Origin of the sequence: Paractinoplanes hotanensis (genome assembly GCF_023717965.1) — a bacterium.
Classification (GTDB): Bacteria; Actinomycetota; Actinomycetes; order Mycobacteriales; family Micromonosporaceae; genus Actinoplanes; species Actinoplanes polyasparticus.
Genome location: NZ_JAMQOL010000032.1, coordinates 12,001 through 29,142 on the forward strand (window position 1 = coordinate 12,001; position 17,142 = coordinate 29,142).

General features: G+C 70.1%; 18 protein-coding genes and 2 tRNA genes. 6 read left to right on the forward strand and 14 right to left on the reverse strand.

What is annotated here, in order from left to right; genetic code table 11:
• Positions 1–156: 156 nt before the first annotated feature.
• The 6 genes from LXN57_RS23035 to LXN57_RS23060 form a co-directional block, all read right to left on the reverse strand.
• Positions 157–230: transfer RNA gene (locus LXN57_RS23035), tRNA-Ile, on the reverse strand.
• Positions 231–286: 56 nt separating this feature from the next.
• Entirely contained in the window at positions 287–1,549 is a 1,263-nt protein-coding gene (locus LXN57_RS23040; protein ID WP_251800253.1) for an NAD(P)/FAD-dependent oxidoreductase, read from the reverse strand.
• Positions 1,550–1,734: 185 nt separating this feature from the next.
• Positions 1,735–2,448 (reverse strand): chitinase, encoded by a 714-nt coding sequence (locus tag LXN57_RS23045; RefSeq protein ID WP_251800254.1) that lies wholly within the window; start codon positions 2,446–2,448, stop codon positions 1,735–1,737.
• 2 nt (positions 2,449–2,450) lie between these two features.
• Positions 2,451–2,966: a lytic polysaccharide monooxygenase auxiliary activity family 9 protein gene (locus tag LXN57_RS23050; protein ID WP_251800255.1), complete on the reverse strand. Its 516-nt coding sequence runs from the start codon at positions 2,964–2,966 to the stop codon at positions 2,451–2,453.
• Positions 2,967–3,025: 59 nt separating this feature from the next.
• Positions 3,026–4,213, reverse strand: coding sequence for a beta-1,3-glucanase family protein (locus tag LXN57_RS23055; protein WP_251800256.1), 1,188 nt, complete (start codon positions 4,211–4,213; stop codon positions 3,026–3,028).
• Between the two features lie 571 nt (positions 4,214–4,784).
• Positions 4,785–4,857: transfer RNA gene (locus tag LXN57_RS23060), tRNA-Asn, on the reverse strand.
• Positions 4,858–5,047: 190 nt separating this feature from the next.
• On the opposite strand from LXN57_RS23060, the gene LXN57_RS23065 reads away from it, so the two are divergent.
• Positions 5,048–5,362: a hypothetical protein gene (locus LXN57_RS23065; protein ID WP_251800257.1), complete on the forward strand. Its 315-nt coding sequence runs from the start codon at positions 5,048–5,050 to the stop codon at positions 5,360–5,362.
• A gap of 70 nt (positions 5,363–5,432) precedes the next feature.
• Here the strand turns inward: LXN57_RS23065 and LXN57_RS23070 are convergent, their stop codons facing one another.
• From LXN57_RS23070 to LXN57_RS23080, 3 genes are all read right to left on the reverse strand, one after another.
• Complete coding sequence (locus LXN57_RS23070; RefSeq protein ID WP_251800258.1) at positions 5,433–6,437, reverse strand: sugar phosphate isomerase/epimerase family protein; 1,005 nt, start codon at positions 6,435–6,437, stop codon at positions 5,433–5,435.
• Between the two features lie 159 nt (positions 6,438–6,596).
• Positions 6,597–7,511 (reverse strand): sugar phosphate isomerase/epimerase family protein, encoded by a 915-nt coding sequence (locus LXN57_RS23075; RefSeq protein WP_251800259.1) that lies wholly within the window; start codon positions 7,509–7,511, stop codon positions 6,597–6,599.
• Positions 7,512–7,921: 410 nt separating this feature from the next.
• Complete coding sequence (locus LXN57_RS23080; RefSeq protein ID WP_251800260.1) at positions 7,922–8,563, reverse strand: response regulator; 642 nt, start codon at positions 8,561–8,563, stop codon at positions 7,922–7,924.
• 83 nt (positions 8,564–8,646) lie between these two features.
• Between LXN57_RS23080 and LXN57_RS23085 the strand changes: the two genes are divergently transcribed.
• From LXN57_RS23085 to LXN57_RS23095, 3 genes are all read left to right on the forward strand, one after another.
• Entirely contained in the window at positions 8,647–10,305 is a 1,659-nt protein-coding gene (locus tag LXN57_RS23085; RefSeq protein WP_251800391.1) for a GAF domain-containing sensor histidine kinase, read from the forward strand.
• Between the two features lie 75 nt (positions 10,306–10,380).
• Positions 10,381–11,331 (forward strand): Acg family FMN-binding oxidoreductase, encoded by a 951-nt coding sequence (locus tag LXN57_RS23090; protein ID WP_251800261.1) that lies wholly within the window; start codon positions 10,381–10,383, stop codon positions 11,329–11,331.
• A 12-nt stretch (positions 11,332–11,343) separates the two neighbouring features.
• The gene (locus LXN57_RS23095; RefSeq protein WP_438872902.1) at positions 11,344–12,303 is read left to right on the forward strand and encodes an Acg family FMN-binding oxidoreductase; all 960 of its coding nucleotides are present in this window, start codon (positions 11,344–11,346) and stop codon (positions 12,301–12,303) included.
• A gap of 62 nt (positions 12,304–12,365) precedes the next feature.
• Here the strand turns inward: LXN57_RS23095 and LXN57_RS23100 are convergent, their stop codons facing one another.
• The 3 genes from LXN57_RS23100 to LXN57_RS23110 all read right to left on the reverse strand — a co-directional run bounded on the left by LXN57_RS23100 (position 12,366) and on the right by LXN57_RS23110 (position 13,951).
• A complete protein-coding gene (locus LXN57_RS23100; RefSeq protein ID WP_251800262.1) occupies positions 12,366–13,091 on the reverse strand; it encodes a metallophosphoesterase family protein in 726 nt (241 codons plus the stop codon).
• Between the two features lie 87 nt (positions 13,092–13,178).
• Positions 13,179–13,514 (reverse strand): hypothetical protein, encoded by a 336-nt coding sequence (locus LXN57_RS23105; protein WP_251800263.1) that lies wholly within the window; start codon positions 13,512–13,514, stop codon positions 13,179–13,181.
• 32 nt (positions 13,515–13,546) lie between these two features.
• A complete protein-coding gene (locus LXN57_RS23110; protein ID WP_251800264.1) occupies positions 13,547–13,951 on the reverse strand; it encodes a hypothetical protein in 405 nt (134 codons plus the stop codon).
• Positions 13,952–14,382: 431 nt separating this feature from the next.
• On the opposite strand from LXN57_RS23110, the gene LXN57_RS23115 reads away from it, so the two are divergent.
• Positions 14,383–14,910, forward strand: coding sequence for a hypothetical protein (locus tag LXN57_RS23115; protein ID WP_251800265.1), 528 nt, complete (start codon positions 14,383–14,385; stop codon positions 14,908–14,910).
• Between the two features lie 5 nt (positions 14,911–14,915).
• Entirely contained in the window at positions 14,916–15,248 is a 333-nt protein-coding gene (locus LXN57_RS23120; protein WP_251800266.1) for a hypothetical protein, read from the forward strand.
• Positions 15,249–15,285: 37 nt separating this feature from the next.
• On the opposite strand, the gene LXN57_RS23125 is transcribed toward LXN57_RS23120, so the two are convergent.
• Entirely contained in the window at positions 15,286–16,467 is a 1,182-nt protein-coding gene (locus LXN57_RS23125; protein ID WP_251800267.1) for a DUF1996 domain-containing protein, read from the reverse strand.
• A 75-nt stretch (positions 16,468–16,542) separates the two neighbouring features.
• Complete coding sequence (locus LXN57_RS23130; RefSeq protein ID WP_251800268.1) at positions 16,543–17,133, reverse strand: class I SAM-dependent methyltransferase; 591 nt, start codon at positions 17,131–17,133, stop codon at positions 16,543–16,545.
• Positions 17,134–17,142 lie beyond the last annotated feature (9 nt).

Genomic DNA, 17,142 nt, shown 5'->3' on the forward strand with positions numbered 1-17,142 from the left:
GCTGAGCACGACGTACGCATCCGCGGGGACCCGACGTCCTGTGGCCCCAGACGCTCCCGCGCACGGAAAGAGCGCTGCCCCAGACAGCCCGGCGCCGGCGCACACAGCGCGCCCACCGCACCGTGGGGTCTGGGGGTCGCCCCCAGGCAAATACAGTGGGGCGGGCGGGACTCGAACCCGCGACCGAGGGATTATGAGTCCCCTGCTCTAACCCACTGAGCTACCGCCCCTTACCGGCGGCGATAGTAACCCGTGCCGCATACCCACAGCCAGCGATCTCCCCGGGTCAGACGCTGACCCGGGTTCCCAGCCAGGAAAGCACAGCCCCGGCCGTACGCCATCCGCCTGCCAGCGCGCCCTGGATGGATGGGCTGTCTCGGTGGTCGCCGGCTACGAACAGGCCCTCGCCCAGATCGACCGGTTTGCGCAGTTGCGCCTGCGGGACACGGGCGGCGGGCAGCGCCTCGGGGATGTTCACGACCTCGAGCAGGTCCCAATCGTCGGTGGGCACCCCGTACAGGCGGGAGAGCTCGACCCGGATCACCGTCTCGGACGCCGAGGAGGGGGCGGAGACGCCGACCACGGACGCGGCGATCAGGGACTTGCCGGTCGGCGCGTATTCGGGCGCGGCGTTGCTGACTACGACCGTGTTGGCGATGATCTCGCGGCGGTCGCCGTCGAGGATCAGGGTGGGTTCGTTGATGGGGGCGCGGTCGGCGCCGAAGTAGAACGTCGTCAGGCCGTGCATGTCGACCTGGGGCAGCTGGGGTAGCAGGGCTGTGGCCGTGGACGGGTCGGTTGCGACGATCACGGCCCGGCAGTGCAGTTCGCCGGCCTCGGTGACCACCACGCCGGGACCGACCGAAAGCGTACGGGCGCCGATCAACAGCTGGGGGTACGGGAGTGGGCCGGCGATCGCGGCGGGCAGGGCTGCCATGCCGGCCGAGGGCACCCCTATCTTTCCGCGGGCGAACGAGCGCAGCACCATCGCGAGGACGTGGCTCGACGTCTCGAGGGAACGGTCGCCGAAGACGCCGGAGAAGAACGGGCGCAGCACCTCTTCGATCATGCGGTGGGACAGGCCGGCCTTGCGCAGCATCTCTTGGGCCGTGACCTCGCGCGCGTCGAGCAGCTTCGAGGGCGGCAGCGTCGCGCAGCGGGTGGCCAGCGCCGCGAACTTGAGGCGGTCGCTGAGCGTGCCGACCCCGGCGTTCAGGGTCTGAGCTGCGGACAGCGGCTCGCGCACCGGATTCTCGAGCCGGTGCAGTTCGCCGCCGCGGCGTACCAGCACGCCGGACGTGAAGTAGCGCATGTCGAGCGCGTCGATGTCGACCAGGGCCGGCACCCGCGGGTAGGCCGTGTTGAGCACCTGGAAGCCGCGGTCGAAGTGCCAGCCGTCGACGACGTCGGTGGCGACGCGGCCGCCGATCCGGTCGGAGGCCTCGACGAGCAGCCACTCGACCCCGGCTCGGTCGAGCCGGCGGGCAGCGGAGAGTCCGGCGAGACCGCCGCCGACAATGACGACGTCCACCTCAACAGGTTGCGACACGTGCACCTCACAAGGGGACGAACCAGGCAGCCCCAAGACTAACCGCGGCACGTGTCCCCGGCAGCGGAAAGGCCAAGAGCCGCGCTCAAGCCCCTCGGAGCGCACTGCCCGAGCCGCGGCCGGCCTCCGGCGGTTGCGACGACGCCGGCCGGCGCTGAACGGCCGGCCGGCGTACGGGAAAGGGGTCAGCAGGAGAGGTTGCCGCCCGGATCCACGCCGAGGATCTGCGCGAACCGCTGGTAGGCGTCGATCCGGCTCTGCACCTGGGCCGGGTTGCCGCCGTCGCACTCCAGCGCGCCGTTGATGCTGCGGATCGTCTCGCCGAAGCCGGCCCCGCCGACCATCGCGGCGTGCGGGGTCATCGAGCCCGGACCGGTCTGGGTCATCCAGTACCAGAGGCCGGTCTGCCAGGCCACGGACGCGTCGTTCTTCACCTGGTCCGGGTTGTTCAGCAGGTCGACGCCGAGCGCGTCGCCGGCCGCCTTGTAGTTGAAGTTCCAGCTCAGCTGGATGGGACCCCGACCGTGGTACGCGTCCTGACCGGCCGGGCAACCGTACGGCTGGGTGGCGTCACAATAGTGCGGCCAGTTCGCCTGGTTCAGCTCCTCGACGTACACCAGGCCGCCGGACTCGTGGTTGATGTTGGCCAGGAACGCCGCGGCCTCCCGCTTCTGCACGTCCTCGCCGTCGGCCCCGGTGAACTCGGGGAACTTGTTCATGGCGTCGAGCAGGCCCGCGTACGTGTAGAACGGGATCCGGTTCGGGAACATCTGCTGGAACTGGGCTTCGGACACCGGCAGTGTCGCCGCCGAGGCGCCCGTGCCGGGGAGCAGCGCGGCCAGGCCCGCTGTTACAGCCACGGCCACTGCGCCGGCCGCCGCAAGAAAACGACGCTTCATGATCAGCCTCCGATGTTCACGTCGACGCAGGCGTAGAACGCCATCGCGGTGTCGGCCACGTTCCAGCGGGCCAGCACGGTCTGCCGGCCGGTGAAGCCCTGCATGTCCACCGTGTGCGATTTGGTGGCGCCGGGCTGCGCGCCGCCGTCGTCGAACGCGGCGAGCCGGGTGTCGCCGATGAAGTACTCCCAGGTGGCGGTCGAGTGCCGGGCCGTGAGCACCCAGTCGAACGTCACCGGGTTCCCGACCGTGGCGGCCGGCCAGTTCTTGCTGTTGTCGTTGAGTTCGGCGAACCGTCCGCCGCCGCCGTTGCACTCCTTCGAGCCCTTCGCGGCCTCGACGCTCTGCGGCTCGTACTGGACGTCGCCGCAACCGCTGACCGCACCGGAGGCGCAGTTGGCCTGGCGGCTGGGCGGGGACGAGATGTAGCCGTGGGCCGCAGCCGGGGAGACTCCGACGGTCAGGGCGGCCACGGTGGCGCCGACGGACAACGCCGGCAGTGCGAGTCTGCGATGCATGACAAACTCCTTCGCTCTGAAGACTCCGGGGCGCCGCGGAAGCGCCCCGGAGCAGGGGCTCAGTTGAAGGGCGAGAGGGTGATGCCGATCGACGCCGGGTCGCCGCTGTGCACGAGCGACTCCTGGTTGGCGACGTCGTCGAAGGCGAACGCGTAGGCCTTGCCGTCGGCCATGTTGGCGTGGATCAGCTTCGCGTACAGGTTGGTGGGGGTGTTCTGATAGAACGTCGCCGGGTCGGTGCTGGGCTCGACCGGCTGCGACCCGAGGGTGCCGCGGGTCAGCGCCGCGCACAGGCTCCGCGCGATCGGGCCCACGACCAGGTCGTTCGGCGCGCCCAGGTTTCCGTCGCAGCCCCACACGTTCGACGAGGTCGGCTTGGTGAAACTGGCGACCCGCGCGCCGGTGCTGTCGGTGAAGCTCATGACGTCACCGCTGGTGCGACCCGTGAACACCTTGTCCGGCTGATCGGCGAACGGCTTGACGGTGAGATCGGTGTTCGCGTACGCGGCCCAGGCCTCATCGATGTAGCCGCCGAGGTAATCGGGGTCGAACCCGCCGGCGTCGGCGCCCTTGCCGGGGGCGAGCACCCGCAGCACGGTCCCGTCGGCGCGGGTCTGGATCAGCTTGGCGAACTCGGGGTCGGCCCGCAGCCCGTCGATGACGGCTCTGTGGCCGCCCGGCTTGAGCTCACCGGTCTGCGCGGTCCGCCCGTCGGAGCCGGTCACGCTGACCTTGTGCGGCACGGCGAACATGTCCACCTGAGAGCTGTTCAGCCACACGCCGGAGTCGTTGTAGGTGAACTCGCTCCAGTCGAACAGGACGTCCCGGCTGGGGTCACCGCCGGCCCACGGCGCGGGTTGCACCAGGCCGCCGTCCTGCGAGAGGCGGAAGTCGAGCTTGTCGCCGAACGCCATGTACATGCGCCCGGAGAGACCCTTGGGCACCTGGATGGTCTTGCTGGCGCCGTTGCCGGGCCCGGCGATGGCCACGTCGGGCGCGGGCGTCGGCGGGGTGCCGCCGCCCGGCCACGGCGTGAAGGTTCCGCCCTCGGTCACGTACCCGAGCCGTCCGCCGGATTCGCCGAGCACGTAGAGGTGCACGGCCTCGCTCCGGCCGGAGTCGTTCGTGACGGTGAGCGGCAGCAGATCCGGTCCGGCCGCGTTCGCGTTCGGCACGCCGGCGATGACACCGGCCACGGCGACGGCCGCCACGGCCGCTCCGAGCAGGGATTTGCGCTTGGTACGCATAGGCACTCCACAGTCCGGCCCCCTGATGACGCAGGCCCGGCGAGCCGGAGGGGATCCCGCGTCGGCCGGAACGCTTCGGGGGCGGACAGGGAAGGGGGCTGCGCCCGGCCGTGACGCTCCGTCACCGACGAGAGCGCTCTCACCACCTTCACCCCGCCACCACACCGTGTCAATCGATGACTGTCACGCCATACCACACTCGCCCGGCGGCCCCTACGCGCCTCATTTGAGCAGCTCAGAGCCTCGATACGACCTATCGGGAAAGATTGTGGCCAGAAGGGCAGACCCACTCAAAACCCGGGCAACAACAACGCGCTCCGCGACCAACACCGGGCCACACCGCCCACCAAACCGCCAACCCACCGCGTACGAGAAGAAAGCGCAGGCAAAATCCCGCACCACACCCACCGCACCGCGGGGTTCGGGAAGTCTCGCCCCCGCACAAGCGCAGGCGGAATCCCGCACCGCGCCCATCGCAACGTGGGGTTTCAGGGGGCTCGGCCCCCTGAGCAGATATGCGACAAAGGCCCCCGGTTCGCGCGTTCCGCGAACAGGAGGCCCCGCCGACTCGCTCCCCCGATTGGACTCGAACCAATAACCTGCCGGTTAACAGCCGGCTGCTCTGCCAATTGAGCTACAGGGGATTGCTGTGTTGCTTGAGGCTTGCCCCAAGCGACGGAGAACAGACTACATGACACTCGGGGTGGGGCGCGAAGGGGTTACCCGCCACGCCGCCGGGGACGGTAAACGCAGGACGCAGGCATACGAAAGCGGCAGCATGGGTAAGCACCGAGCAACGACGCACGCGCGTCACGAATGGAAGGAGCCGCCATCATGCGCGGAAAGCTGATGTTCATCACCGGTCTCGCGGCGGGCTTCGTCCTGGGCAGCCGTGCCGGCCGGGAGAAGTATGAGGAGATCGCGGCCAACGCCAAGAAGGTGTGGGAGCACCCGACGGTCCAGGAGGCCGCCGGCGTCGCCCAGGCGCAGGCCAACAAGCTGTACAGCGAGAGCAAGGACAAGATCCAGTCGTCCAAGCTGGGCGAGAAGCTCAACACGACGTCCTCGACGTCCAGCACCACCAGCGACTCGGACCTGACCCAGCCGCTCGCCTCCTCGAACAGCAAGCCCGGCGGCACCACTCTCTGAACGCCGGACGGATAAAGGCTCTGGGGCCGCCCTCAACGACGAGGGCGGCCCCAGCCTTGTCCGGGAGGCGTCAGGACCGCGAGAAGGCCGCGTCGAACGCCGCCGTCGGGGCGTCGAAGGCCAGCCGCCGCACGAACTCGAGCGCCTCGGGCGCGCCGATCAGGCGGTCCATGCCGGCGTCCTCCCACTCGATCGAGATCGGGCCGTCGTAGCCGATCGCGTTCAGGGCGCGGAAGCAGTCCTCCCACGGCACGTCGCCGTGACCGGTGGAGACGAAGTCCCAGCCGCGGCGCAGGTCGGCCCAGGGCAGGTGGGAGCTCATCCGTCCGCGCCGGCCGTCGCCCGTGCGAACCTTGGCGTCCTTGCAGTCGACGTGGTAGATCCGGTCCTTGAACTCGAGGATGAAGTTGACCGGGTCGAGGTCCTGCCACACGAAGTGCGACGGGTCCCAGTTCAGCCCGAAGGCGGGCCGGTTGCCGATCGCCTCCAGCGTGCGGCGGGTGGTCCAGTAGTCGTAGGCGATCTCGCTGGGGTGCACCTCGTGCGCGAACCGCACGCCCACCTCGTCGAACACGTCGAGGATCGGGTTCCATCGGTCGGCGAAGTCCTGGTAGCCGCGCTCGATCATGGCCGGCGGCACGGGCGGGAACATGGCCACCGTGTGCCAGATCGACGAGCCGGTGAAGCCGACAACCGTCTTCACGCCCAGCCGGGCGGCGGCGCGGGCCGTGTCCTTCATGCGCTCGGCGGCCCGCTGGCGTACGCCCTCGGCCTCCCCGTCGCCCCAGATGTCGGCGGACAGGATGTCCTGGTGGCGCTCGTCGATCGGGTGGTCGCAGACGGCCTGCCCGACCAGGTGGTTGCTGATCGCGTACACCTTGAGGTTGTACTTGGCGAGTTGCTCGCGCTTGCGGTCGATGTAGTCGGGTTCGGCCAGGGCCCGGTCGACCTCGAAGTGATCACCCCAGCAGGCGATCTCGAGCCCGTCGTAGCCCCACTCGGAGGCGAGCCGGCAGACCTCTTCGAAGGGCAGGTCGGCCCATTGGCCGGTGAAGAGCGTGATGGGTCGCGCCATGGTGTTTCTCCCTCGGAAATGAGCAGCTGGAGATTGGGCGGCGAGGGCGGCCGCCCGGCGGCACGACTGGCTGCGGGGTGTCACGACCGGCGGGGGTTGCGCCTCCCACGACCCGGACCACCCGTGGACAGCGGTGCCACGACTGACTCTAGACGGATTTCAGCGCACGGGGCAGGGCTCATTTTCCGGCGCCAGGCCGAGGGCGGCGAGCTCGGCCAACAGGTACGCCACATCGCCCGCGATCTGTTCGACCGGCTGGTCCGGAGCCCGGCCGACCAGGGTGAGGTTCTCGGTGAGCGGGCCCTGCCGGCCGAACAACCGGCTCAGGCCCTCGCGCCAGGCGCCGGTGGTCGACCCGGCCACAGCGCTCAACCGCACCTCGACGATGGCCAGGCCGGCGTCCGTGAGGGTCTCGACGCCGGCGGCCGGATCGTCCCAGTGCTCGGCGACGTGGCCCAGGTCGAGGCTGACGCCCAGCCTGTCCTTGTCGATCCGGCTGAGCGCGGCCACCGTCTGCTCGGGGCTGTCGAGCACCTGCCCGGCGGCGGGCTGGAAACCCACCCGGACGGCGCGGCCGTTCTGCCAGGCGAGGTCGGCGAGGCCGTGCGACAGGCGGCGCAGGATGCCGGCGGCCGCCTTCTCCTCCGCCTCGCCCCAGCCCTCGCGGGCGCCAAGACCGATGGTGCTGACGTTGCCGCGCACGGCGTCCTCGTCGAGCAGGTCGAGCAGGATGCGGGCGAGGTCGAGGGTGTACTCGCGGCGGGCGGGCTCGGTCCAGGCGGGGGTCTCGCCGCCGCCCTCGCCGAAGGGCGCGCCGCTCAACGTGACGACTTCGAGCCGACGGGCGTCGAGTTCGGCACGAAGCCGGGTACGGGCGCGGCTCTCCACGGCAAGGGCGGCGGCGAGCGCGGGGGGAAGCCAGAGGCACACGCCGAGGGCGTCGACGCCGAGCCGGGCCCGGACGGCGCCGTAGGTGTCGAGCTGGGCGACGACGGCGGGTAGATTGCTCGCCACGGCGGGGGTGATCTCGCAGGAAAGGTGCACGATTCGGCCGGAAGGATGTCTCAGCCGCATCAGAGTCCTCCCCGGACAAGAGCACCGGCGCATCTGCACGTGCATCCGCACGTGCTCACTGGTCCAGTATGGACCACGTGGCGGCTGTTGCTCGACGCGCGCGTGGCGGGCTTGCGCGTGGTCATGTTGTCTCCATCCGTGGACTCACCTGCCCACGGATACGAGAGTCATGCGTTCTCAGGATCAGCGGCGTACGCGCCGTGCGACGCCGTGACCGGCCCGAACATGATCGAAGAGGCCTCGAGAAATAGGCAAGGGTCGATCGTCACGGCCGTGGTGACCTGCCGGTAGAACCGGAAAGGGTGCTGCTGAATCGGTTCCACGACGGTCGATCGATGTGCACCATGTGGTAATTCGGGCGCGCACAGAACGATCACACGTGCGAATGCCAGCGGATCTTGTCGCGTGCGTCAGTGCGGGTGCTCCCCGAGCAGCCGGGTGGCCAGGACGGCGGCCTGCGTGCGGCGCTCCAGGCCCAGCTTGGCGAGCATGCTCGAGACGTAGTTCTTGACCGTCTTCTCGGCCAGGAACATGCGGTTGGCGATCTCGCGGTTCGTCAGGCCCTCGGCCACGAACTCGAGGATCCGGCGCTCCTGGTCGGTCAGAGCGGCCAGCTCACGGGGCTGCTCCACACCGTTGCGGATGCGTTCGAGCACCCGCTGGGTCACCGCCGGGTCGAGCAGCGACTGCCCCTGGGCGACCCGGCGCACCGCATCGACCAGGTCGGTGCCGCGGATCTGCTTGAGCACGTAGCCGGAGGCGCCGGCCATGATCGCCGCGAACAGGGCCTCGTCATCCTCGTACGAGGTGAGAATGAGGCCCCGGATCGAGGAGTCGACCGCGCGGACGTCGCGGCACACGTCGATGCCGTTGCCGTCGGGCAGCCGCGCGTCGAGGATCGCCACGTCGGGGCGCAGGGCGGGGATGCGCCGAGCCGCCTCCTGCGCGGAGCCGGACTCGCCCACGACCTCGATGTCACCGCCGGACTGGAGCAGGTCGACGAGGCCGCGGCGGACGACCTCGTGGTCGTCCAGGAGGAAGACTCGGATCATTCGACCTTCCTATCGCGCACGGAAGCCCCGGCCCAAGGGTCTTAGGTCCCCGCCACCGTTAATCTTCAGTGGTGGCGGAGCAGATGAAGCCCTCCCTCGGACTCGGTCCACTCTCCCGGGTGCACCTCGACGAACTCCTGCAGGAGATGCTCGACCGCGTCGGCGAGGTGATGACCAGCCGGGAACGCCTGCGCGCGCTGCTCGACGCCGTGGTCGGCATCGGCACCGACCTCGACCTGCGCAGCACCCTGCAGCGCATCGTCGAATCGGCCTGCGCCCTGGTCGGCGCGAAATACGGGGCGCTCGGGGTGATCGGGGGCGACCGCACCCAGTTGTCCGATTTCATCACGCACGGCATCGGGCCCGAGCTGCACGCCCGGATCGGCGACCTGCCGCACGGCCGCGGGGTGCTCGGGCTGCTCATCACCGATCCGCAACCCGTGCGTCTGCCCGACATCACCCGGCATCCCCACTCGTACGGCTTCCCGCCGCACCATCCCCCGATGCACAGCTTCCTGGGTGTGCCCGTGCGGATCCGCGACCACGTCTTCGGCAACCTCTATCTGGCCGAGAAGCAGGGCGCCGCCGAGTTCAGCGACGACGACGAGGAGATCGTGGTGGCGCTGGCCGCCGCGGCCGGCGTCGCGATCGACAACGCCCGGCTGTTCACGCTGGCGCAGCGGCGCGAACGCTGGCTCGCGGCCACCGCCGAGATCACCGGTGTGCTGCTCGGGACGGTTCGCCGTACGGAAGCTCTGCAGTTGATCGCGCGCCGCGCGCGGGAGGTCGCCGACGCCGACCTGGTGCTCGTGCTGCTGTTCGACGATTCCTCCTACACGATCGAGGTGGCCGACGGCGCCGACCCGGCGTGCGCGAGCCTGACCGGCGGCCGGATCGCCATGGACGACTTCGACCCCGGCGGCTACCGGGTGATCGACGACCTGCGCTCGGCAGCCGACTGGCCCGGTCCGGTGCCCGCCGGCCCGGCCGTCATCGCCCCGCTGACCGGCTCGGACACCCCGCACGGCCTGCTGATCGTCACCCAGGCGGCCGGACAGCCCGTCGCCGACGAGGACGCGGTGCTGCTGTCGACCTTCGCCGGCCAGGCTGCGCTGGCCCTCGAACGGGCCCGCGCCCAGGAGGAACGCGAACTTCTGGCCGTGCTGGCCGACCGCGAGCGGATCGCCCGCGACCTGCACGACGTCGTCATCCAGCGGCTGTTCGCCACCGGCATGCAGCTGCAGGGCGCCGCCTCGCAGACGTCCAAGGCCGAGACGACCAAGCGCATCAACGCCACCGTCGACGACCTCGACGAGACGATCCGCGACATCCGCCGATCGATCTTCGAGCTGCGGGCGCCGGTCGGGCCGTCGCTGCGGGCCGCGCTGCGCGAGACCGTCGAGGCGGCAGCGCTCGGGTTCCGCCCCACCCTCGACACCAGCGGGCCGGTCGACAGCGCGATCCCCGACGACATCGTTCCCGAACTGCTCGCCGTGCTGCGCGAGGCGCTGTCGAACGTGGCCCGGCATGCGAACGCGACGGCCGTACGGGTCTCCGTGCACGCGGGCTCGGCCGTGAGCCTGCGGGTCGAGGACAACGGGGTCGGCATCCCGCCCGAGGCGGCCCGGGGCGGCCTGCTCAACATGGCGGAGCGGGCCAACGACCTCGGTGGCTCCTTCACGGTCGAGCCCGGGCCGGGCGGCGGCACGGTGCTCACCTGGCGGGTGCCGTTCTCCTCCTGAGACGGGACTTTCGACCCTGCGTTCCGAGGGTGGGCGGGGCGCAGGCTGGGGGCGCACAGGAAATCGGAGGTCCCCATGACACCCCTCGAGCAGGCCGCCACCGCCGCGCTGCACGCCCCGTCCGTCTTCAACACCCAGCCCTGGAGCTGGCGGATCGACGGCGACACGATGGAGCTCCACGCCGACGCGTCCCGCCGGCTCGACGCCACCGACCGGGACGGCCGGCTGCTGGCGCTCAGCTGCGGTGCGGCTCTGCACCACGCGCTCACCAAGCTGGCCGCTCTGGGCTGGTCTTTTGAGGTGAGCCGGCTGCCCGACCCGGCGCAACCGTCGCTGCTGGCCCGCGTTCACCTCGGTTCGCCGGTGCCACCGACTTCAGTGCGCCTGGCTGAGGCGATTCCGCAGCGCCGCACCGACCGCCGTCCCTTCGGCGCCCGCACGGTCTCCGACGAGGAGCTGACGAAGCTACGGCTGCTCGTCGAGGCCTCCGGGGCGTATCTGCACGTGGTTCCCCGCGACGAGATCACCGCGCTGGCGATCTCGGCCGAACTGGCCGGCCACGCCGAGCTGAACGACCCCGAATACCGCGAGGAGCTGCGGCAGTGGACCCATCGCCCGGCAGGCTCGGGCGACGGCATTCCCGCGGCGACAGCGGTCGAGCCTGGCTTGCGCCGGGTTCCCGTACGGGACTACGTGCCGGACGAGCAGGCCGGCCTCACGGTCGGCGCCGCACACGACGAGGGCGCCTCGTTCGTGATCCTCTTCGGCCGCGGCGACACCCCCATCCAGCTGCTGCAGGCGGGCGAGGCCCTGTCGGCGCTGCTGCTGCAGGCAACGGCCGACGGCCTGGCGACCGCCCCGCTGAGCGACGCCATCGAGGTGGAGTGGCCGCGCGTCCTGGTCCGCGGTCTGCTGGCCGACCTGGGCGAGCCCTACCTGGCCGTCCGCCTCGGCTACACCGCCGACACCACCCCGCTCCCGCCGCGCCCGCGCCGCACCGCCGCCGACGTGATCGTCTCGTCCTGAGGGGAGTTGGTGATGATGGCCGGCTACGACCGGGAGGACCTGCTGCGCGCGGCCTCCGCCGGCATTCGCGCACCCTCCCTGCACAACACCCAGCCGTGGCTGTTCCGCCTGCGCGAAGGCACGATCGAGATCCTGGCCGACCCGTCCCGCCGGCTCGCCGTGGCCGACCGGGCGGGCTGGGCGGTGCGCCTGGCCTGCGGCGCCGCCACCCACAACGCGCGCCTGGCCCTGGCCACGGCCGGCCGCCCGGCTGAGGTCACGCTCCGCCCCGACCGCACCCAGCCCGACCTGATGGCCCGCCTGACCCCGGCCCTGTCCCGCCGCCCGACGTACGCCGAAAGCGACCTCTACGCGGCGATCCCCCGCCGCCACAGCCACCGAGCCCCCTTCTGGCCCGACCCGGTGCCGGCCGAGACCCGGCGACGCCTGCTGGACGCCGCCCGCGCCGAGAACGCATGGCTCGACCTGCTGGTGGGCATGGTCCCGCTGGCCGGCTTCGCCGAGATAGCGCAGAGCGCCGACCGCGTCCTCCGCCGAGACGCCCGCTACCAGCTCGAGATGGCCGGCTGGACCCACGCCGACACAGCCCTCGACGGCATACCGGTGGCCGCCGGCGCCCCCACCCCCGAACCCCAGGACCTGCTGCCGCAGAGATCCTTCACGGAACGCCACCGCTCCCCCGGCCGCGACTACGAGCCCGAGCCGCTGGTGGCCGTCCTGGGCTCGGCCGGCGACGGCCCGGCCGACCAACTACAGGCCGGCCAGGCCCTCCAACGAGTCCTGCTGACCGCCACCGACTCGGGCCTGGCCGCCTCGATGATCTCCCAGCCCATCGAGGTACCCGCCGCCCGGGAACAGCTACGCCGCTCCTTGAGCCGTTCCGGTTTCCCGCAGTTGGCCTTGCGAGTCGGCTACGGCCACCCCACGCCCTCCACACCCCGCCGCCCCGTCACCGACGTCCTCATCACCTGACGCTCGCGGCAACGCCCGAACGCATCTCGCAGCCCGGCATGTGGCCGATACCGGCGTCCTCGTCAGGCGGAAGACTCCGGGACGAGAACGACCACGCGCGCGTCCACGTTGATGACGTGACCGCTGCCCAGGGGCGCGATGGGACGCGCCCAGTGCACGTGGCCGCACAGCGTGAGGGCCGGAGCGCGACGCTCGATCAAGGCGCGGAGGGCAGGGTTGCCGCGCTGGTCGACGGAATCACCTGTGGGGCCCTCATGCAGGAGCAGGACGTCGGGGAGCGGAGTCATGGCCGCCTTCACGGCTCTGTGGAAGTCCTTTTCCGTACGCCGTAACGGACGGCCGGGATCGCCGATGACGCCGCTGACACCAGCGACCGTCAGACCCCCGAAGTGCCGCCGATCGCCATCGAGCAGCGCGACATCGGGTCCGAGCGCGGCGACCTGCGCGGCGGTCACCTCATCGTGATTGCCGGCGACGCCGAATACGGCGGAACACCCGGCAGCCACGAAGGCCAGCCAAACGTCGGCCACCGGGCCGGAGGCGCCGCGACGGTCCGCACCGGGAGCCGAATACAGGTCGCCGGCGAGAAGGACACCGACCTCGGACGGCGGCGGCAGCAAGCCTTGCCCGGCCCAGATCTCGAGATAGTCGGCGACCGCGATGCCCAGCAGCCCGGGCTGTCCACCGAGCGGCGACGGAGCGATGCCTTGCAGGTCCCCGGCTGCCAGGATCGCCCGGCACCCGTCCGGCACCGAGTCGACGCGCACCCGCTCGACCGCGAGTTGCACGCTTCCTGTTCCCCCACCGGGCGTAGCCGCCTGATAAGAGACAGTCGCCAGCCGCTCTGCCCGGCGGTCGAGCAGCCGCATCACCGGTCAGTCCAGCTCTCGCCGGCGCAGCAAGGCCCACTGCGGCAGGCCCGCCAGCCGCTGTCGTACCTCGTCGGGTTGCTGCGACTTGTTGACGAACAACAGGAAGCGGTGATCAGGAAAGTCGGGCAGTTGAAGGTACTCGCCGGTTTCATCCCGGAGGTCGTTGGACTGCAGAACCAGGCGACCACCGATCGGGGCCGGGCCCTGCGCTTGGAAGTATTCGCCGCGGTAGTCACTGCGCCGCTGCTCCCACGTGACGCCCAGGGCCTCGGCGAGCAGCGCCGGCTCGTTGCCGAGCGTGGGCTTGGCCAGCCCGTACACGTCATAGATGAAAGGCACGCCTGTCTTCCATTCATTCAGGCCCGGACCGGTCAAAACCATACCTTGATGGTCGGTTTACGGTCGGCGGCGTCGGCGATCGAACGGTAGATCATCACGTTGACGGGCCGACCGGCCTCGTCGGATGCGTCGCTGACGATGTCCTCGAGTCCCAGGATGTGGAGATCGTCGTCACCGAGCGGACCGGTCGACACGCCGTCGCCGCGGAACGGTACCCCCCGCTCACGAGCGGCGGCGTACAGGGAATGGCCGGAGATGGCGATGTCGAAGTCACTCGTACGGCCGAGGTCGAAAGGTTGGTGTTGGTCGGCGCTGCGGCCGGTGACCGCGCTGCCTTGAAAGCCCATCTCGAGGTCCGGATAGCGCTCACGCATGCGTTGTCGCAACGGCCCAGCGAAATTCTGGAAAGCCTGAAAGCTGTCAAAGCCGTGCGGCACAGTCCGACGGTCCGGCGGTCGCGTTGCGCCGGTGCCCGTCCCGGACGCGTCGAGACGCCCGCCCACGGCAGCGTCCCCCGCCTGCCCCTCTGCTGCCCGGATGCTACGCGGCGACCCGCTCCCACCGCCCCGCGGTCCACGACGTCGACCCGTCACGACAGCCGGCGCTTCGATCCGGCCTCTTCCTGTGTTCGGCCGTGGCTGCGAACGCGGTGAGAACAGAAAACCATGTGACATCCCCGATCCATGACAAGGCGACGCCCCTCTGCCGCTCATCGTATCGACGGCTGTCACGCGGATGTCGGCGATTCAAGGGTCTGCGTGGACTGCCCATCCTGGACGCGCGTTGTTAGCTTCACAGCCGTGGGAAGCCTCTCGAGGCGAAGACGGCCATGACTGGACGTCCTCGATCTCCGCACGAGGAAATGACCGTGGCCGGTACTGCAACGGGCCGCGGACGCAAGCCTGCCGAGCCGCCATCGCACAATGCCGGCAGCGTGACCCAAGCCCAAGAAGCCGTCACAAGCGTGGCGCGGAAGGGACGATCGAGCACCGATGACGGGCTGATAGGTCTGCGCCGAGAGGGCGACGGCATCGTCCGGAACAAGGAAAAGATCTTGATGAGTCGGGAGAACGTTCTCGCGGTCGCCGAGAAATACGGCGTGGACATGGACGGCGTCAGGTTCTCACTGGACATGCTTCGTCGCGGATCGGGGCCGGGGCGGGAATTCTTCGGGGTGACCATGCCCGACGGCGAGATCAAGCTGGCCCGCGACGCGTTCATGAACGAAGAGCAACTGGCTCGCACCCTCGCGCATGAGCGGTTCCACCTCGACGAGCTTCGGAGTGGCTACAAGTTCCCGTGGGAGGAAGCCGCCCGCGCCACCTACGAGAGTCGTGCGTACGCCTATGAGGAACGATGGTGGCAGGCGCACAAGCACCTGATGGATGCGGAGTAGATGGCATGGCCGAGATGACGGATTCCCAGCGCACCTGGGAGGCGTGGTTCGACGCCTTCACGAGAATCAGGGATGCGTGGCCCGCGCAGATCGATGTGCCCTGCCCGGACGGCGATGGCGGCCGCCTGCACATCACCTACACCGGGAGTTCCGAGACCCGTATCGGCTTCGCGACCCTGTGGTGCGACGTGGGACGCAACGGCATTTTTCTGTCCAGGGTCGGCATCCCGGAAGGCGCCGACATGCTCTCCTTCGACGCGACGCCCGAGCAGCGCACCGCCGTCATCCCTGACATCAGGCTCATTCCTACTGACCCCTATGTTCCCGACGAGGATTAGAGGGGCGCGGCTGAGACGCGCAGGAACAGCCCCGGAGCTATCGCAGATAGCCGTTGTTGTCGCAGGTGCGGCGCTGGAGGATGCAGTTCTTGGTCTGCTTGGCCATGAAGTCGGGGTCCCACATGACGAAGGCGTCGCCGTGCATGGAGGAGGCGCTCTTGCCCTGCTTGTCGGACGAGAGGTAGTAGCCGGCCTTCGTGCCCGTCACGCCGTACTGGATGTCGAAAGTGATGGCTGGAATGCGGACCGGATGGCTGGAGGGGCAGGCCCGGCCCGAGCCGAAGGTCACGTGCGCCTTGTGGGTCGGGCTGTCCAGGTTCTTGCCGTCCCAGCAGTCGGGGAACTGCATCATGAAGTGGAACGTGGCGCCCTTGCCGCAGATCGGCCAGTTGCCGTTGTCGCTGCGGGCGACGCCGTCGAGGTCGCCGGGGCCGTAGAAGGCGCAGTAGAACTGGCCCTGCGCGCCGCGTGGTGTCGGCTCCTTCTTCTTGGCGTCGCCGGCGATCATGCGGAGGCCGTTGGGCATCGGCAGCACGTCGCCTGAGTTGTCGCGCAGCGAGCGGTAGTACACCCGGAAGCCCGTGGTCTCGACCGGCTTGCCGGTGGCGTTGTCGTAGAGCGTCGGCACCCAGTACGCGGAGTGGTCCTGGGCCGGCTTGCAGGTGCTGGCGGTGAACCTCATCAGGTCACCGGCCGTCGTGTACGCGTCGAGCTTCTTGTTGCCGACGAACGAGTGCATGTGTGACGCGCCGGGCAGGCCGGGCAGCACGATCGGGTCGTCGGGCCGCCGGTGGCTGTACGTGCAGTCGGCCCGGAACTCGGGCAGATTGCCGACGCTGCCGGGCGCGGGGTCGATCTTCCTGCCTTTGTACGCCGCCACCTGCTTCTTCCATGCCGGCTGATCGACCGGGATCCAGCCCGCCTTGGGCACCGCGCGGGCGGGCGGCGCAGCCTCGGCCGTCTTGGAAGCACGGGCCGACGGCTTCGGGGCAGCGCTGGGCGAAGTGGCGGAGGGAACCTCTGCCGGTCGGGACGTGACGACCTCCGCCGGTGCTGCTGTCGGCGACTCACTACCCGTACCCGCCAAGGCGACCGCACCCACCGTCACCGCCACCGCGGTCACAGCGATGCCGGCGCAGACGACCGCCAGGGCCCGCCGGGGACGGCGGCGGTGCTGCGGCCCGGCCGCCTCGGGCCGGCTGTCCGTCGCATACGACACGGGCTTGCTCCTTACCAGGCGCTTGATCACTGGCTAGGGAGACGTGGTGCGAGGACACCGATAACCAAAAAAGCGCTACGCGATACGCAGAACCGCGACCAGGAACTCCGCCTCCGGCCCGAACGGGCGCAGGTCCCAGGTGCCCAGCAGGAGGTCGCTGGTCAACCCGGCGGTGGCCGCGTCGGTCAGGAAGTCGTCGAAGGGATAACCGCGGCCCGAGCCGAACCCGACGACCAGGCGTCCACCGTCGCCCAGGTGGCGCCCGCACCGGCGCAGGATCTCGACGCGGGTGCTGGGCGCCACGAAGGTCATCACGTTGCCGGCGCTGACGATGACGTCGAACCGCTCGGGCAGATCGAGCTCGCTGAGGTCCCCCACCAGCCACCGGGCGTCCGGATGGTTCGCCTGAGCCTCGGCGATCAGGGCCGGGTCGAGGTCGACGCCGACCACCTCGTGCCCCGCTGCGGCGAGATAGCCGCCGAGCCGGCCGGTGCCGCACCCGGCGTCGAGCACCCGGGCTCCGCGCCCGAGCATCGCGTCGACGAAGCGCGCCTCCCCGGCCAGGTCGGCGCCGGCCTCGGCCATCGACCGGAACCGGTCGATGTACCACTGCGAGTGCTGGGGGTTCTCGTCGAGCAGCTTGAGCCAGCCGTTCTGATCACTCATTTCCCCGAT

Excerpts from the sequence above, each read along its gene's own strand:
- LXN57_RS23055 (WP_251800256.1), bottom strand. The coding sequence starts at position 4,213 with ATGCGTACCAAGCGCAAATCCCTGCTCGGAGCGGCCGTGGCGGCCGTC.
- LXN57_RS23085 (WP_251800391.1), top strand. The coding sequence starts at position 8,647 with ATGAAGCCCTCCCTCGGACTCGGTCCACTCTCCCGGGTGCACCTCGAC.
- LXN57_RS23080 (WP_251800260.1), bottom strand. The coding sequence starts at position 8,563 with ATGATCCGAGTCTTCCTCCTGGACGACCACGAGGTCGTCCGCCGCGGC.
- LXN57_RS23090 (WP_251800261.1), top strand. The coding sequence starts at position 10,381 with ATGACACCCCTCGAGCAGGCCGCCACCGCCGCGCTGCACGCCCCGTCC.
- LXN57_RS23120 (WP_251800266.1), top strand. The coding sequence starts at position 14,916 with ATGGCCGAGATGACGGATTCCCAGCGCACCTGGGAGGCGTGGTTCGAC.
- LXN57_RS23095 (WP_438872902.1), top strand. The coding sequence starts at position 11,344 with ATGATGGCCGGCTACGACCGGGAGGACCTGCTGCGCGCGGCCTCCGCC.
- LXN57_RS23130 (WP_251800268.1), bottom strand. The coding sequence starts at position 17,133 with ATGAGTGATCAGAACGGCTGGCTCAAGCTGCTCGACGAGAACCCCCAG.
- LXN57_RS23050 (WP_251800255.1), bottom strand. The coding sequence starts at position 2,966 with ATGCATCGCAGACTCGCACTGCCGGCGTTGTCCGTCGGCGCCACCGTG.
- LXN57_RS23075 (WP_251800259.1), bottom strand. The coding sequence starts at position 7,511 with ATGCGGCTGAGACATCCTTCCGGCCGAATCGTGCACCTTTCCTGCGAG.
- LXN57_RS23065 (WP_251800257.1), top strand. The coding sequence starts at position 5,048 with ATGCGCGGAAAGCTGATGTTCATCACCGGTCTCGCGGCGGGCTTCGTC.
- LXN57_RS23070 (WP_251800258.1), bottom strand. The coding sequence starts at position 6,437 with ATGGCGCGACCCATCACGCTCTTCACCGGCCAATGGGCCGACCTGCCC.
- LXN57_RS23045 (WP_251800254.1), bottom strand. The coding sequence starts at position 2,448 with ATGAAGCGTCGTTTTCTTGCGGCGGCCGGCGCAGTGGCCGTGGCTGTA.